Annotated in this window: 16 protein-coding genes; 10 read left to right on the top strand and 6 right to left on the bottom strand. The window is 42.4% G+C overall.

Features of this window, described 5'->3' with window-relative positions:
• Positions 1 to 78: 78 nt before the first annotated feature.
• Both BLQ60_RS00340 and BLQ60_RS00345 read right to left on the bottom strand, forming a co-directional pair.
• Complete coding sequence (locus BLQ60_RS00340; RefSeq protein WP_092615906.1) at positions 79 to 393, bottom strand: DMT family transporter; 315 nt, start codon at positions 391 to 393, stop codon at positions 79 to 81.
• 259 nt (positions 394 to 652) lie between these two features.
• The gene (locus BLQ60_RS00345; protein WP_092614394.1) at positions 653 to 1,540 is read right to left on the bottom strand and encodes a LysR family transcriptional regulator ArgP; all 888 of its coding nucleotides are present in this window, start codon (positions 1,538 to 1,540) and stop codon (positions 653 to 655) included.
• Between the two features lie 162 nt (positions 1,541 to 1,702).
• On the opposite strand from BLQ60_RS00345, the gene BLQ60_RS00350 reads away from it, so the two are divergent.
• Positions 1,703 to 2,299, top strand: coding sequence for a LysE/ArgO family amino acid transporter (locus BLQ60_RS00350; protein WP_092614397.1), 597 nt, complete (start codon positions 1,703 to 1,705; stop codon positions 2,297 to 2,299).
• Between the two features lie 48 nt (positions 2,300 to 2,347).
• Here BLQ60_RS00350 and BLQ60_RS00355 read toward each other — a convergent pair whose 3' ends face one another.
• Positions 2,348 to 3,241: a LysR family transcriptional regulator gene (locus BLQ60_RS00355; RefSeq protein WP_092614400.1), complete on the bottom strand. Its 894-nt coding sequence runs from the start codon at positions 3,239 to 3,241 to the stop codon at positions 2,348 to 2,350.
• 117 nt (positions 3,242 to 3,358) lie between these two features.
• On the opposite strand from BLQ60_RS00355, the gene BLQ60_RS00360 reads away from it, so the two are divergent.
• On the top strand, positions 3,359 to 4,000 hold the full coding sequence (locus tag BLQ60_RS00360) for a chromate transporter (protein ID WP_244515916.1): 642 nt from the start codon (positions 3,359 to 3,361) through the stop codon (positions 3,998 to 4,000).
• Positions 3,997 to 4,512 carry a chromate transporter gene (locus tag BLQ60_RS00365; RefSeq protein WP_092614406.1) on the top strand — a complete coding sequence of 172 codons (516 nt, stop codon included), beginning with the start codon at positions 3,997 to 3,999 and terminating at the stop codon, positions 4,510 to 4,512. Before BLQ60_RS00360 ends, BLQ60_RS00365 begins: the two co-directional genes overlap by 4 nt.
• 106 nt (positions 4,513 to 4,618) lie before the next feature.
• Here BLQ60_RS00365 and BLQ60_RS00370 read toward each other — a convergent pair whose 3' ends face one another.
• Complete coding sequence (locus BLQ60_RS00370; protein WP_092614409.1) at positions 4,619 to 5,161, bottom strand: DUF2059 domain-containing protein; 543 nt, start codon at positions 5,159 to 5,161, stop codon at positions 4,619 to 4,621.
• Between the two features lie 372 nt (positions 5,162 to 5,533).
• Between BLQ60_RS00370 and BLQ60_RS00375 the strand changes: the two genes are divergently transcribed.
• Genes BLQ60_RS00375 through BLQ60_RS00385 form a run of 3 tightly spaced genes read left to right on the top strand, consistent with a single transcriptional unit; the run spans position 5,534 to position 8,184 of the window.
• Complete coding sequence (locus BLQ60_RS00375) at positions 5,534 to 5,890, top strand: DUF3649 domain-containing protein (protein ID WP_378235156.1); 357 nt, start codon at positions 5,534 to 5,536, stop codon at positions 5,888 to 5,890.
• Positions 5,891 to 5,893: 3 nt separating this feature from the next.
• Positions 5,894 to 7,852 (top strand): PepSY-associated TM helix domain-containing protein, encoded by a 1,959-nt coding sequence (locus BLQ60_RS00380; protein WP_092614412.1) that lies wholly within the window; start codon positions 5,894 to 5,896, stop codon positions 7,850 to 7,852.
• Positions 7,849 to 8,184 (top strand): DUF3325 domain-containing protein, encoded by a 336-nt coding sequence (locus BLQ60_RS00385; protein WP_092614415.1) that lies wholly within the window; start codon positions 7,849 to 7,851, stop codon positions 8,182 to 8,184. The genes BLQ60_RS00380 and BLQ60_RS00385 overlap by 4 nt, the downstream gene beginning before the upstream one ends.
• Positions 8,185 to 8,200: 16 nt before the next feature.
• On the opposite strand, the gene BLQ60_RS00390 is transcribed toward BLQ60_RS00385, so the two are convergent.
• Both BLQ60_RS00390 and lpxB read right to left on the bottom strand, forming a co-directional pair.
• A complete protein-coding gene (locus BLQ60_RS00390; protein WP_092614418.1) occupies positions 8,201 to 9,169 on the bottom strand; it encodes a hypothetical protein in 969 nt (322 codons plus the stop codon).
• Between the two features lie 58 nt (positions 9,170 to 9,227).
• On the bottom strand, positions 9,228 to 10,457 hold the full coding sequence (gene lpxB / locus BLQ60_RS00395; RefSeq protein ID WP_244515918.1) for a lipid-A-disaccharide synthase: 1,230 nt from the start codon (positions 10,455 to 10,457) through the stop codon (positions 9,228 to 9,230).
• A 388-nt stretch (positions 10,458 to 10,845) separates the two neighbouring features.
• Here lpxB and mtlD point away from each other — a divergent pair, with 388 nt between their 5' ends.
• From mtlD to BLQ60_RS00415, 4 genes are all read left to right on the top strand, one after another.
• Positions 10,846 to 13,026, top strand: a complete 2,181-nt coding sequence (gene mtlD / locus BLQ60_RS00400) for a bifunctional mannitol-1-phosphate dehydrogenase/phosphatase (RefSeq protein WP_092614424.1) — start codon at positions 10,846 to 10,848, stop codon at positions 13,024 to 13,026.
• Between the two features lie 167 nt (positions 13,027 to 13,193).
• Positions 13,194 to 14,078 carry a sulfite exporter TauE/SafE family protein gene (locus tag BLQ60_RS00405; protein ID WP_092614427.1) on the top strand — a complete coding sequence of 295 codons (885 nt, stop codon included), beginning with the start codon at positions 13,194 to 13,196 and terminating at the stop codon, positions 14,076 to 14,078.
• Positions 14,079 to 14,260: 182 nt separating this feature from the next.
• Positions 14,261 to 15,352 (top strand): 3-deoxy-7-phosphoheptulonate synthase, encoded by a 1,092-nt coding sequence (locus tag BLQ60_RS00410; RefSeq protein ID WP_092614430.1) that lies wholly within the window; start codon positions 14,261 to 14,263, stop codon positions 15,350 to 15,352.
• Positions 15,353 to 15,449: 97 nt separating this feature from the next.
• Positions 15,450 to 16,049 carry a protein tyrosine phosphatase family protein gene (locus BLQ60_RS00415; RefSeq protein WP_244515919.1) on the top strand — a complete coding sequence of 200 codons (600 nt, stop codon included), beginning with the start codon at positions 15,450 to 15,452 and terminating at the stop codon, positions 16,047 to 16,049.
• Positions 16,050 to 16,171: the final 122 nt, after the last annotated feature.

The raw sequence follows: 16,171 nt of genomic DNA on the forward strand, positions 1-16,171 counted from the left end.
CTGATAGATCAGTCACATCAGCACTTTTTAATGGAAATAATATTGAAATCAATAGAATATGATTGTTGGACTAAATAATTAACTTGATAATTTCATCAACAACATGCCCGAAACAATCAAAATCCCTGCAATGATACGGAGCATCGAAACGGGTTCACCAAGCACGAAAATACCCAGAGCAAATGCACCAATCGCGCCAATACCTGTCCAAATCACGTAGGCTGTGCCGAGAGGAATGGTTTTCATTGCCTGTGCGAGTAAAGCAAAACTTGCAATTAATAAAACGATTGTGAGTACTGAGGGAACCAAAAGGGTAAACCCTTTGGACAGCTTCATCGTATATGCCCAAACGATTTCTAAGATTCCAGCAAGGATCAGTAAACCCCAAGCCATGATATTCACCTCTAAAAAAGATTCATGAATGAAAAGTAGTGGCTCAGGTCGTCCTGAATCATTGAGATTTTCAATATGGATTGAAATCAATATTGAGAAGAAAGGTCGTCCTTTCCATTCACATTGTATATCTGTTTATGGGTAAGTCCATATTTCCTCAATAAAACTCAGTGATCCTAAAATAAATTTAGGTAGTTTAATGTGGCTTGGATTTATTTGGCGCAGTAAAGCAGATCAATAACTAGGTTAATAAATTTGGTTAATAAATTTGCGATGGTGCATGTTCTAATAAATGCTGTGTCAGGATATGCAGTGCAGGGGATTGTTTTTTCCAGTAGTGCCAATACAGTGGAATTTCGGTGCATGCTTCAGGCAGAATTTCAATTAAATCATGTTGATATTTCAATTGTTCAATCTGCTGTACAGGCGCCATGCCATAACCTAAGCCTAAATGAATGGCTTCGACAAAAGACTCCGAGGTGGGAATCGAGAAAAATGGATAGGTGCCTTTGGGTAGCCCAAATAACTTGAGTAAAGTATCGATATGCAGTTGATCTTTTTCATTAAAAATAATCGCTGGAGCTGCGCGAAGGCTTTGCCGAGTAACGCCATCAGCAAACCATTGTGACTGAAAATTTTTTGAAGCATACATTTTATATTGCATGGCACCGAGATATTTGGCTTCACAGCCATTCATAGCTTTATGCTGTGTAGATAAACAAGCAGAAACCACACCTGTTTCGAGCAACTGATAGGTATGATCTTGATCATCAATCAAAAATTCGAGTGTGATTTTTTCTTTGATCAATATCTTGTGTAATAAGGGCAGAATCCATGTGGCAAGCGTGTCTGCGTTGACTGCAATGCTCATTTGGATAAACTCATCATGGATTTTTCCGCCAAGCTCTTGATGCAAATTCTGTTCGAGTAAGCGTGTGTGTCTGAGATGTTCCAGTAAAATTTGCCCAGATTTAGTCGTGGTACAGGGTTTGGTGCGATTGAGTAATAATAGACCAAGTTGCTTTTCCAAACTTTGCACACGCAGTGACACCGCCGAAGCGGTTAGGTTTAATTTTTTGGCGGCATGTTCGAAACTGCCTGATTCAATCACCGCATAGAACGCATCGCATTGTTTACTATCGAGCATCGTGCACCTATTTATTCTGCCAATTTATTTTAGCCAACCATTTTTAGGATCATTTTTTGAATCTAACAAACTAAATTAAATTTAGTTTGGATGATAAAAACTTAATCATAATGAATTTTAAAACACTTTAACAGATAATTCCGACATGTGTAGGAGCGCATCATGTCGAATTTCATTTATGGTTTAAGCACGGGTTTTTCTTTGATCGTTGGACTCGGTGCGCAAAATGCTTTCGTGCTGAAACAAGGCCTAACCCGACAATATATTTTTTGGGTGTGCTTGGTCTGTGCGCTTTCAGATTGCCTACTCCTCTATATCGGGGTGACTGGTTTTTCCCAGTTGCAGAATTTTCCCAATGTCTTGCTCGCCGTGAAATATTTTGGCGTAGCATTTTTACTGGCTTATGGGGTTCGCAGTTTTTACCTAGCGTATGCCGATCAGTCTGCACTGAATCCAAGCGACATTCAAAAGAATAGTTTACTCAAAGTATTAGGGCTATGTCTTGCGCTGACGTGGCTGAATCCGCATGTGTATTTGGACACGGTGCTGTTGATGGGGGCAATTGCCTTGCAGTTCCATGACAACCTCATCGCTTTTACCCTCGGTGCGATGTTGGCATCGTGGATCTTTTTCTTCTTGCTTGGCTATGGTGCACGCTATTTACGCCCATTTTTTGCCAGTGCTAAGGCATGGAAAGTATTGAATTTTTGTATCGGGCTGTTGATGTGGGCGATTGCGCTTCGATTATTGCTGTTGTAAAGCAACCGCAATCTCAAATCAATAATTCACGCAACACTTATTAAGCGCTTATTTTAAATGTTGTAAAAGCTGTAAGACATGTTGCAGGCGGATATGATTTTGATCGGCTTTATAGACCGCAAAAATCGGCGCAATACACGGGGTGTCTGGACTAAACGGACGATAGACAATTTGCTTATTCCAAAAATCCTCAATGGCTTTGGGCACGATCGAGAGTCCGATACCCGCTGCAATGAGGTTTAAACTCGAGGTCAGGCGGGGCGCTTCTTGGACGATACGTGGGCTAAAACCTGCCTGATAGCAACTCGCCATAATATTGTCGAATAAATCCTGTCCCGCTAATCGTCGATACAGCACAAAATCGTAACTTTCCAAGTCGGTGAGTTTGATGGCGCTCTGATCGTTTGCCAGCGGATGATTATTTGGCAGGGCAACCACTAAGGGCTCATCCAGCACATGTAAATTGGTTAGTTCAAAGCCGATGGGTGCAGGCTTACGTAAAAACACGATATCATTTTTACCATTGATAATCGAGTCGATCAGCGCACTACTGCCATCTTCTTCAAGCTGAATCGATACCGCAGGAAAGCGTTCACGAAAGTTTCGCAGTAACATCGGCAAAAAAGAATGCAAACTGACCGAGTTGGTAAAGCCAATATTAAGCTGACCCTCCAGACCTTGCGCAATGTTATGTACCCGTTTGGGAATCGCCTGTGCATGCGCCAAGATGCTCTGCGCCTCTTGATAAAGTGCCTTACCAGCCTCGGTCATCTCGACACCACGAGGCAGTCGTTTTAATAATATCGTGTCTAAATCCTGCTCTAGACTTTTGATGATACGGGTGAGCGGTGGCTGTTTCATGTTCAGGCGAACAGCAGCTCTTGAAATATTACTTTCTTCAACCACAGCAACGAAGGCATTGAGTTTATAAATATCGATCATCAACAATTACCAAAGGCATTAATCAAAATAAGTATACTTTAAAAGTATGGATGGCATCAAAAATAGCATTTTTCATTATGTCTGTACAGACGCATACTTGTCGCATGTTCCACTCGGATGCCAACGATCATGTACAGCAAAGCCACACCAGCACCATTAATTGAAACACCGCTTCCAGAGATCAATGAATTGACTACAGCAACATCAACTCAAACCATTCATCCAAGCAGCAAACAATTATTTTGGGGCTTTCTGAAACTGGGCATGATGGGCTTCGGTGGGGTATTGCCTTTGGCACATCGCATGATTGTCGAAGATCGAAAGTGGCTTGATGATGCACAATTTACCGATTTATTAGGGGTGTGTCAGATTCTACCTGGGGGCAATATTATCAATTTGGCAGTTTCTTTGGGTTATCAATTTCAAGGTGTGCGTGGCGCAATCAGTAGTATTGTTGGTTTGATTACCGTACCGACCACGATTGTGATTGCCTTGTATGAGCTCTATGCCGAATTTCAGTCTGTGCCGATGATTAAACATTTAATTGAAGGTCTGGCAGCCGCCGCAGCGGGCTTGCTCTTTGCCATGGCATTTAAGATGTTGCGCCCGATCTATAAGCGATATATGACCGTGTTCACCATTGCTATGACTTTTGTCTTTATGCTCTGGGTCAAGATTCCTTTGGCATTGACCTTAATCATTTTAGTGGCGATCAACTTTACCGTGTTAAGCCTTCAAAATAAGGAGAAAAAAGCATGATTCTTGTCACCTTGGCACTGGTATTTACCCAACTTTCGCTACTGGCTTTTGGTGGTGGTGCGGCGATTTTACCCGAAATGCAACATCAAGTGGTCGAGGTGCATCATTGGATGAGCGCCTCGGAATTTAGTGCCATGTTTGCCATGGCGCAGGCGGCGCCCGGTCCAAATATGATGATTGTGCCATTGGTCGGTTGGCACGTGGCGGGGCTCTCAGGCTTGCTGGTGACAATGTTTGCTAAGTTTGTCCCATCTTCTGTGTTGGCAATTTTTGCTTTACAATTTTGGAATCGCTTTAAAGCACATCCGTGGCGTAGCCGTTTTGAAGAAGCGCTCAAGCCAATTACTGTCGGTCTAGTTTTGGTCAGTGCTTGGATTATTGCTGACGCATCAGCGCATAATGCATTATTGGTGGGTGTGGTGGTGATATCGACCATTCTCAGTATGTTTAAAAAAGTTCATCCGCTGTGGGTGATGTTATTTGGTGCGATTGCAGGCGCATGTTTTTTATAAGATTTCATTTCTCTAAGCAGTGATGAAACTCAGCGGATTGACCATGATCGGTCAATCCGTTTTTTGTTTGAGTTCAATAAGATGACATGCGTTAGTTTTATTGGCTTTATTCTGCGACGAGTTTGCCTTTCGATTTGGTCGCTGCTTGACGCAGTTCGGTATCAAAGCCTTTCATGGATTCAGTCAGTTCAGGCATGATTTTGAACATGGCATTTTGCCCGACAGTCATACTTTGTTGCATGATGATCGGCATTTTTTCAATGGTTTTTTTGCCCAGTGGGGTTTTATAAAATTCAATCAACGCATTAATGTCCGCTTGATCAAAACTGCCTTGATAAATCTTGATTAATTCTGGTTCTAGATCTGACCATTTTAACGCCTTGCTCATTGTCGTCGTCAATTTCTTAGAATATTTATCCACGACTTTGATTTGTTCAGGATTGAGCGGTTCGCCTTGTTGCGCTTGCGCACTTTGAATAGATTGGGAAAACACACTTTCCATCTGCGCATTCATCTGATCCATCATTTGCTCAGAATTGGTGACTTTTAATAATTCTTTGACTGATGCATCCGTTGCAGGTGCTGCCATAACATACATTGGCGTCAACATGCTGAGGCTGAGTGCGGCAGAAATCATTAATTTTTTCATAAGTTTACTCTAAATATCGTGATGGAATAAAACAGCGCTAAGGAAATGTCGTATTAAAAAATCGTCGCCAAATCCACAGATAAAATAAGCCAAGAGATACAAAAGTACAATGCCGAAATATCATCAAATCTCCACATGTTCGTAGTGGCAAGGATGAAATTGCACAATCGGCTGTAAAATTGCCAATACATTTGATGGGCTTAGTACATTGTTATTTCGATATATTGTGATGAATGCCAAGAAAAGTACGCGCAAAGATGCTGTTGTTTTAATGTTGCTTATGATAATATTTATCATTAACAAATAGGATTATTTATTAATTTTGTTTTTTTGCAACCGATCGATGTGACTTCTCCCATGACCACACCCAATATGACTGTTGAGCACGATATAAAAGCAACACCATCCAAGCCAGTGAAGGCTCAGAAAACCAGCAAAGTAAAACCAAAACCAGAAGGGTTAACCAAATACCGCTGGATGATCTTTGGGCGTTTTGTACTTGCGATTTTCGGCGGTTATGCGTTTTCAGCGTTGTTATCGATGTGTATTGCCAATGCCTTTCCTGAGATGCGTGCTAGTGCGGTGCTTAGCGCAACCATGCTTTCTTTCGTGGTGCATTGTGCGGTGTTTATCTGGGTGTTTTTGGTCAATTCGACCATCAAAGCATGGCTCGGTGTGTTAATCCCATGCGTAGTATTTTTTCTATTGAATCTGTGGTTGAAGGGTTAAGTCATGCGTGTAGATGCAAAAGTCGAGGGTCCTCGTCAGTCGATGTCATGGCTTCACACTTGGATTAGTATTCTATTGGGGTGGTTGCTGTATGTGGTGTTCTTCACAGGCACGTTGAGCTTTTTTCAAAATGAAATCAGCGTGTGGATGAAGCCTGAACTACATCAATCTTTAACGAATCAAAGCCAACAACAGCAATTACATACCGCTTTGACCGTGCTTAATCAAAAAGAGCCAAACGCAGGCAGTTGGAATATTCGCTTACCGAGTGATCGCAGTACCACCATTGATGTATCGGCACGTGCCGTCGGGGAAAATCCACGTGGTCGCCGTGGTGGCAATCAAATGGTACTCGATAGTGCCACAGGTCAGATCATCGAAGCTCGGGAAACACGTGGCGGAGGATTTTTATATCGTTTCCATTTTGAGCTGTACGGTATGCCACGGATTTGGGGACGTTGGATCGTTGGTGTGGCGACGTTATTTATGTTTGTGGCGATCATCAGTGGCATTATCACGCATAAGAAAATTTTTAAGGATTTCTTTACTTTCCGTCCTGGTAAAGGGCAACGCTCATGGCTGGATGCGCATAATGCGACGGCAGTGTTTGCTTTACCTTTTCATATCATGATTACTTTTAGTGGTTTGTTATTGCTGATGTATATGTTTATGCCGTGGGCGATGAATTCGGCATATCAAGGTGGACGAGACGAGTTTTTCCGTGAGCTGAATCCTGAACGATTCCAAAATCAACAGCAACAGAACCAACCGCAACTAAATCAGCAACAAAACCAGCAACAAAACCAGCAACAAGGAGAACGACAAGCAGGGCAACAGCAACGAGCTGAAAATCATCAAGCTGGTGAAAATCCACAGCGCAGAAATGCTGAACAGCAAGGTCGTGGAGAACAGGCGCAAAGTCGTCAAAATGGCAATCGTGGTGAAGAAAATCAGGCACGAGTTAATCAGAACGCAACACATCAAAACGCTGAAAATCGTAACTCGGAAAATAGAGGCGAACGTGGTCAGGGTGAGGGTGATCGTGGCGAGCGAGAAGAAGCTCCTGCATTTCCTCCTGCGCCAATGGCTGATCTGTCTGTGATGTTGCAGTATGCACAATCCCAGTGGAAAGATAATCCAGTATCCAACATTACCGTGGTCAATCCAAATACCACGGCGAGCGAGGTCGAATTCCGTGCCACACATAGCGATAGTTTACTCGATCGAAATAGCACGCCAACTTTGAAGTTCAATGGCGTAACAGGTGAGCTCCTACCTGCGGAAGCGGCGACACCAAGCCTTGCGCCGTCGAAAGTTTATACCTTACTCACTTGGCTACATATGGCTCGTGGTGTCGATACGGCAATGCGCTGGCTATTGTTCCTGTCAGGTGTGATCGGTACCATGATGGTGGCGACTGGTCTGGTGTTGTGGGTCGTGAAACGCACGCCAAATATTCAAAAGCTCGGCTATACGCCATTCGGGCATCGTGTGGTCGAAGTGTTGAATATTGCTTCGATCATCGGCTTACCGATTGCCTGTGCAGGTTACTTTTGGGCGAATCGCTTTATCCCTGCGCAGATGGCGGATCGTACAGATTGGGAGATTCGCACCTTCCTGATCGTATGGCTATTGACTTTGATCTATGCCATGTTGCGTAAACATCGTCAGGCTTGGCTAGAGCTATTGGCATTGGCGACGGCGATGTATTTATTCACGCCGATCATCAACTTGGCGACAGGTGGTCGTGCGCTGTGGAGCAGTATCTATCATGGGCAATGGGTGGTGGCAAGCTTTGACATTGTTTGTTTGATTTTGGCGGCGATCTTTGCCTATAGCTACTACAAGCTGAAACGCTATCAATCCACACCACCCAAAAAGAAAGCCGTGAAAGCGACTTCTAAAACAGATAAAACCGTGACATCAAATGATGCTTCAACCGCAGAGGAGCAGAGCGCATGAGTGCATGGTTATTGATTTGTGTGTCGGTATTTGCGTTTAGCTGTCTGGCGTGCAGTATGCAGAAGCATCAGCGTGATATTTTCACTGCGAAAATCTCTGATAAGCAGAGTAGACTCTTTCAGGTTGTGGGTTGGTTATTACTTGGCTTAACGGCTGTTGTAGCGATCTTTTGGAAAGGCGCATCTATTGGACTGTCCGAATGGATGGGTTGTCTGACCTTCTCAGCGTTAATGGTTGGGCTGTGTATGACTTACTTCCCAAAGAAAATTAAATGGTTAAATGTGGTTGTGGGCGGTTTGTTTGGGGTTTTCCTGGTTGTTAGTTTCGTCTAGGGTAGAACGAAATAGTCTATTGATTCTTTTTTCCAAAGAATCTTTTTAAGCTGCTTATGAGCTTATTAAGAGCAGTTGTTTTCGGTTTTGCTGAGTCGGAGAAACTAGCACTAAATTGAACATTTCCATACTCTTGTTCAATTTTGTCCGCCATTTCATAAGGATTAAAATCATTATTTTGTCGCACCATTTCTTCAAATTGAGTTTTAACATCATGAACTGATAGCTCTAAATTAGCGGTATCCAAGCCTGCAATGCGGAGAATTTCTATATAACCAAAATCCGAACTCACTATTTCATAATCGCTCCAAAGCTCTTTACAAGATTTTAATACATCTGAGTTATTTTCATTGATGAAAACCTTTTTATGATCAATATCAATCAATACACTTTCATAAGTCCCATCTTCGCCTTCTTTAAGAAGTTCATAGCTTTTTTTATTTTGGATTAATGTAATAACTTTTTGACCATAACTAAGAATGCTTTCATAAGGTATACTTCCAGTTCTAGTTACGAAAAGAGATGCATTTTCTTTTATAATAATAGTAGTGCTTATCCACTCATTCACATGATCTGAAATAATTTGTTCTGTTGATGGTATATTTATCGGATAAATTTTTTGTTTTGACATGTAATCAATATCGAGTATTTTTTCCACATCATACATTCTGTTTTTTAATATATTTATGTTCCATCCTTTCCATTTTAAAACTAACTGCTTTAAATAATAGTCAATTACAGAATATTCTCTTGAATACTCAAGAGTCCAAAATGACAATTCTTTGTTATCTTTATCAATAATCACACATCCTTCTATCCAATTATTTTCCATTATTTCATCAACAATTGTGCAATTATTAACAAAATCTAAAAATATTTTTTCTCCAAGATACAAATCCTTGGCTATACAGTTTGCTCTCCAATGGTTGTAGTGAATAGTAATTTTATTTTTGTCTAAGACAATATAGTTAGCTCTTTGTCCCATTTTATTCTACCTTTTTAAGTTATTATTGCTGAATTACATTTTTAACGTGCGAAAACACTTAATGTTTATTAAATGAACTTAGACCAAACTCCCCAATAATCGCCTTAGCAGGATCTTGGATCGAATCATCAGAAGTCAGCAAACGATGCAACGCCAACAGCTCCTGTATTTGCTCATCGCCTTTAGCCGTCGTCAACAACTGCTGTAACTCCTGATAAATATTCTTCGCAGTCGCATCCGACTGAATCAACTCTTTCACCAACGCCTTTTTCGCAATGATATTCGGCAGGGAATAGTGCGGAATCTTAACCATCATTGATGCAATAAAATACGTCAGCCAGTGCAACTTATACACCACCACCATCGGCTTATGCAGTAGCAACGCCTCCAAAGTCGCCGTCCCCGATGCCAACACGATCGCATCACTTGCCGACATCACCAAACGCCCAATATTGGACTCGCTACTTTGATTATCAATCACCGTGATTTTGTCTTGTATCGCTGTTGCTTGGTTCGCCAAAAGTTCATGAATCTGCTTGGCACGATTGGCATTGATCGCAGGGATTAAATAATGAAAATCTGTGCTTGAGTTTGCAGTGTTGTTATTTTGCTGTTGCATCAATGCCACACTATCAAGCATCACGGGCAGTAAGCGTTCAATTTCCCCTGAGCGACTTCCCGGCAAGAGTGCAATGTATCGCTGTTGCGGATCGAGGTCGAGCTGTTGCTTGGCGGCTAGCGTGTCGGTTTCAAGCGGTAAAGACTTTGCCAATGGATGTCCAACAAACACCGCAGGCACGTCATATTTCTGATAGAAATCTACTTCAAAGGGAAATAAACACAACACCAAATCGCAAGCATATTTGATATTAAAGACACGCTTCTGACGCCACGCCCACACCGACGGACTGACATAATGTACGGTTTTGGTGGGCAGTTTTAAATCTTTGATGGATTTGGCAACCCGTAAATTAAAATCAGGCGCATCAATCCCAATAAATAAATCAATTGGTTTTTCTTGCCAATGTGCGAGCAAGCCGTCACGCACCGCAAACAGTTCTTTGAGATGTTTTAACACTTCGACCAAGCCCATCACCGACAGCGTATCCATCGGATAGAGACTATTGAAGCCTTCGGCAATCATTTGCGGTCCGCCAATGCCTTCAAATTCAGCGTCGATGCCTTGCGCTTTAAAGCTACGAATTAATGCTGCGCCAAGCGTATCTCCAGACACTTCACCGACGACGATACCGATTCTGAGTGGTTTCGATGGATTGGAATCTGACACGCTGATCTCGCTTGGCATATAAAGGTTGAATCACGGCATCTTAGCATGTTGATAACACAAATAATATTCTGATGCGATGTCGGAAATTCTGAAATATTTTGTTGAGAAGTTGCACAAATCTAGAGCATTAGCTCTGAAATTTTGGTGAATTTCAGCCAATTCTGGGGTGAGGAGTGTTTTTACGGTAAAAATGGGTTATGTTTGATCGGTTATCTCTTTATTTTTTTTCATTATTTTTGAATATTCATGTTGTAAGGTACGACATGGCGTGAATATTGTTTGCTGTTTTAGGTACTGTAATTTTCATCGCACAAAGCTGACGTTCGCCGATGTTGCTAGGTCAGTTACCGTTGTGTGTGAGTGATGTATAAATAGAGCTGGAGGGCGCATGTTAAATTTTCATGGCAATGCCATTTTGGGTGCAATTTTTGATATGGATGGCACAATGTTTGATACCGAGCGGTTGCGGTTTCAAACATTGAAACAGGCATCGAAAGAATTGATCGGTGAAGAATTTTCGGATGACTATCTCATGTCATGTTTGGGCTTAAGTGCCAAACGTGCACAGGAGCTTGCCGAGCAAATCTACGGTGAAAACGTCAACTACGCCGACATCCGTAAACGTGCCGATGAGTTTGAAATTGCCCATGTGCGTCATCATGGCGTACCGATGAAGTCGGGTTTGGTCGAAGTGCTAGAGCGTTTGCGCCGTTCAGGTTTGCGCATGGCGGTGGCGACCTCAAGTAAGCGAGTGATCGCCGAAGAATATCTGATCAATGCCAATGTCTATAAATATTTCGATGTGGTGGTCTGCGGTGATGATGTGGAAAAGGGTAAGCCTGATCCAGAAATCTTCCTATTGGCTGCCTCTCGGATTAATATCGATCCGCAACATTGTTTGATGTTTGAGGATTCGGACAATGGCTTGAAGTCTGCGCATCAAGCAGGTGGGCATACTGTACTATTTCAAGATTTAAAAGTGCCAACCGCCGAAATGCAAGACATGGCTGAATTCTTCTATGAAGAAATGCCACTATTTTTAAACGAACTGAATCAGCATCTTGATCCACAAGATATGCCACAGCCGATGGAGCGTTTTCCAGCGTCACATAATCAACATATTGTCGGTATTCATGGCTTTGGGGCAATTGGTGGCGGTTATGTCGCACAGATTTTCTCACATTGGGATGGTTATACACGCCCAGCGAAAATTTTGGCAACCACTAGCAATGCGCTATACAAAGAATCGATTCAAGCCTTTGGCAAATATTGTATTCGCTATCACCAAGAATCCTATGATGAAACCATTGATGGCATTGAGATCATTGATGGGCATGATGATGACGCCGTGATCGAGATGTATGAGCAAAGCAATATTGTTGCGCTGTGTTTACCTGAGCAAGCGATCGAAGCGGTAAGTCCGATCATTGCCAAAGCCTTATTAAAACGTTATGAGTCGAATGCTGAACCACTGACTTTAATGATGATTTTAAACAAAGTCGGCGCAAAGCAGTTCGTGATGGCGCATATCGAAACCGCCTTAGATGCGATTACATCTAAAGATGTGGTGCAAAAGATAATACAGCGTAATTACTTTGTAGATACAGTAGTCAATCGCATGGTCTCGAAGTTTACCGATAAGGCACTGTATCGTCAGCTTCGCATCAAATATCATCTGTTCCAACAATATCAGTCTGATCGTGTGGATGATGATCCTGTGGACATTGAAGATACGACCTCATTGAACAGTGATCAAGCCAAATTTATGACCAATACCATTGCCGATTTGAAAGAGAATTTTCAACCGAGCCATGTTTTGCAGTCGATGGATTTGATCTTGTTCCATAGTGAAAGTGATATGCCACTGTATGCCGAGAAAGGCAGTCCAATCCTCGAGCAACTGCGTCAAGTCATCACCGTGGATGATATTCGTCAGATTCAAACGGTGAAAAATCGCCTGTGGAATGGTGTGCATAGCATCATTGCTTGGTATGGCGTATTGCTTGGACATGACACCATTGGGATTGCGATGGGTGATCAGCGGGTTTTGGCACTGGCGGAGCAATTGGTCGATCATGAAGTTGGGCTTGGACTGTCACATCAATATCCAAATATTGTTGAAATCTTGCCGCAGCTTAAGGCTAGCTTTTTGAAATCATGTAAATACGCCTATAAAGATCCATGTACCCGAGTTGGACGTGATCCGATTCGTAAGCTACAACTCAATGATCGGGTTTTCGGTTCGATTCAGATGAATGTCGAATATGGTGTATCGACTGAAGGCTTGGTTTATGGGGCGACTTTGGCGCTGTTATATGCACAGCATGCTCAATCCGCCGAAGATGAAGAAGCGCAGCAAATTAAACAGGCACTTGAACAATCCCCAGAAATCAATGCGGAGATGCTTTCAAAGTTACTTCATCATGACCGAAGCGAATTGAGCATCTCTGAAGCACAATATCTTGATGTCATGCAACATATTGCCCAGCATCTACAAGCAGCGCAGCAAGATGTTTCGGCATTTTTAGGGGATTGGCAACAATGTATGCAGGGCATTGTTGAAGGCTAACAGCATACATCTCACATCGTTGATTCAATCTTTCAACAATGAAATGCAAAGGTGAGGCTGGGGCTTCGCCTTTAGCATAATTCTTCATAAGCTATGCATTTTTGCTTACAACGACTTAGCACTAAAAGTTATAAGATGCGCACAGTTTTAAAGATTCTGGAAAAAACATGCTCGATGTCATTCATTTTATCTTGGCAGGTGTCGTTGTTGGCTTCTGTGTCGGGGTGACTGGTGTCGGTGGTGGTTCGTTGATGACCCCGATTTTGATTGGTTTGTTTAAGATAGAACCCCATGTCGCCATTGGTACAGATTTGCTCTATGCGGCGATTTCCAAATTTTGTGGTTCGATGGTGCATGCCAAGAAGCTCAATATTATTTGGCCTTTGGTGATCTTTTTGTCATTGGGTAGTATTCCAGCGTCCTTTGCCACCACGTGGGTGCTAGATCATTATTTGAGTCAATCGACGCATTATAAAATGGTCTTGACCATGTTTTTGGGCTTTATGCTGACCATTACAGGGATTTCGATTATTTTCCGTCCGCAGATCGAGAAATTTTTTAGCAAATATCGCAAACCAAATTCAGTTGACACAGCAATTGATCCGAATGCCATTTCTAAAAATAAACGCATTTATATCATCATCATGGGTGTGATTCTGGGTGTGTTTGTGACTTTGTCATCGGTCGGTGCGGGCGCATTTGGCATCATGGCATTGATCATCATGTTCCCGAATATGCCGATGATTCGCATTATTGGTTCGGATGTGGTGCATGCGGTGCTACTAACCTTGGTGGCTGGTCTTGGACATATGAGTTCGGGCAATGTCGATTTTCATCTATTGATGTGGCTATTGGTCGGTTCGATTCCTGCGATCGTGGTGGGGACTTTGCTCAGCTCAAGAATGCCTGAAAAATTGATTCGCCGTATTTTGGGTGTGACCTTATTTGCTTTGGGTGTCAACTTTATTATCAACCCCATTAAAGCCAAACCTGTCAAAGCGGAAACAGCACAAGTCATCATGCACACAGCACATACTACGCATCAGGTCTAAGCAGGCATTTATAGCGAATTACCCCAAAATGTGTGCTCAAAATGAATGATTGGAAAATCAGTTGAATTTGATTGAAAAAAAGCACATGAAAATTAAGTTTTTCATGTGCTGTTGTAATGATCAAGCCATCGAATCATGCTATATTCGAGCCAAGTTGTATTATTGAAAAGTTTGGAAGACTAATGAGTGATTTAACCGCCCAAGAAGTGGCGAATACCGTTGTTAATGATTTAAATATTGCCAGCGTACAAGCCTTGATTACGCCAGCTCAATTAAAAAAAGATTTACCACTGTCAGATCAAGCCCGCAATAGCGTGGTCAATGGTCGTCAGACGGTACGCGATATTTTAGATGGCAAAGACAAACGCCTATTTGTGGTGATTGGTCCTTGTTCAATCCACGATCCAAAAGCAGCACATGAATATGCAGATCGTTTGCTTGCACTACGTGAAAAAATCCAAGATACGCTGTATATCATCATGCGTGTTTATTTTGAAAAACCACGTACCACAGTCGGTTGGAAAGGCTTAATCAACGATCCAGATATGAATGACTCGTTTGATATTGAAAAAGGGTTACATATCGGTCGTCAGCTTTTGCTTGAGCTCAATGAAAAAGGTCTGCCTTGTGCAACCGAAGCGCTTGATCCAAACTCACCGCAATATCTACAAGATTTGATTGCATGGTCTGCGATTGGCGCACGGACTACGGAGAGCCAAACCCATCGTGAAATGTCATCTGGCTTATCATCACCAGTTGGCTTTAAAAATGGTACAGATGGTGGTCTAACTGTGGCAACCAATGCCATGCAAGCGGTGCAATCAGGACATAGTTTCCTTGGTCTAAACAATGACGGTCAAGTGGCGATTATTCGTACCAGTGGCAACCCGTATGCACACGTGGTACTACGTGGTGGTAATGGCAAACCAAACTATGATGCAAGCTCGGTAGCTCAGGCGGAAGATGCGCTGAACAAAGCTAAAGTCAGTAATAAAATCATGATTGATGCTAGTCATGCCAATTCTAACAAAGATCCGTACTTACAGCCGTTGGTATTGCAAAACTTGACCAATCAAATCGTTGATGGCAATAAAACCATCGTCGGTGTGATGGTGGAAAGTCATCTCAAAGGCGGTCGTCAAGACATTCCAAAAGATCTCAATGACCTCGTTTACGGACAGTCTGTGACGGATGGTTGTATCGACTGGGAAACCACCGAAAAAGTCTTGCTCGACATGCACGAGGCATTAAAAGACGTACTGCCAAATCGTTAAGTGAAAAACGCCATCTCATGATGGCGTTTTTTATATAGCAAAATTGATGTATGAGAAGAAATAAGTACCAACACTTTTGATAGTTTATAGACAGAAAATGATGACTGATCACGACAAACCTTTAGACATCGACTCGCAAGTTGAAAGCGATGATTTACAAAATCAGTCGCAAGACGATTTTTCAGACCACTCACACGATGAATTGCTCAAAAAACTGCAAGACATAGAACAGTTTGAATGGATTCATGCGCATTTGGCAACTTCGGGACAGCCTACGATTGAGCAATTGGCTGAGATCAAAGCGCAAGGCTACAGCACCATCGTTAATCTCGCCTTAAGCGATGCTTCCAACCATTTACCCAATGAAGATCGACTCTGTCTTGAGCTTGGACTGGACTATATTCAAGTGCCATTACTGTGGGAATGTCCGAGCAGTAGTGGGGCACTGTTTGTCCTTGATTTGATCGATCATCTGGTACAAGAACAGAAAATCTGGGTGCACTGTGCCAAGAATATGCGGGTCAGTAGTTTGATTTTTCTGTATCGTCAGTTTTATCTGGGTATGGACATGTCGGACGCCGATGCCTTGCTGGAAAAAATCTGGCAGCCTAATGAAACATGGACGGGGTTAATCCATGCCGTGCGATTGCAACTACAAGCAAGACAGTCGACCAAAGAGTTGGCGCAATTGAGTTAATATTCTGACTGAGTTTGGGATAATTAAGTGGGAACAATTGTGCTATAAAAATGCAACTAAAAAATGATCGCGTAAAATTAGCAGCAAAAAAAAACAGCCATAAATGGCTGTTTTTTAAATCA

The sequence above is a fragment of the Acinetobacter marinus genome (genome assembly GCF_900096915.1).
In the GTDB taxonomy this organism is placed as follows: domain Bacteria; phylum Pseudomonadota; class Gammaproteobacteria; order Pseudomonadales; family Moraxellaceae; genus Acinetobacter; species Acinetobacter marinus.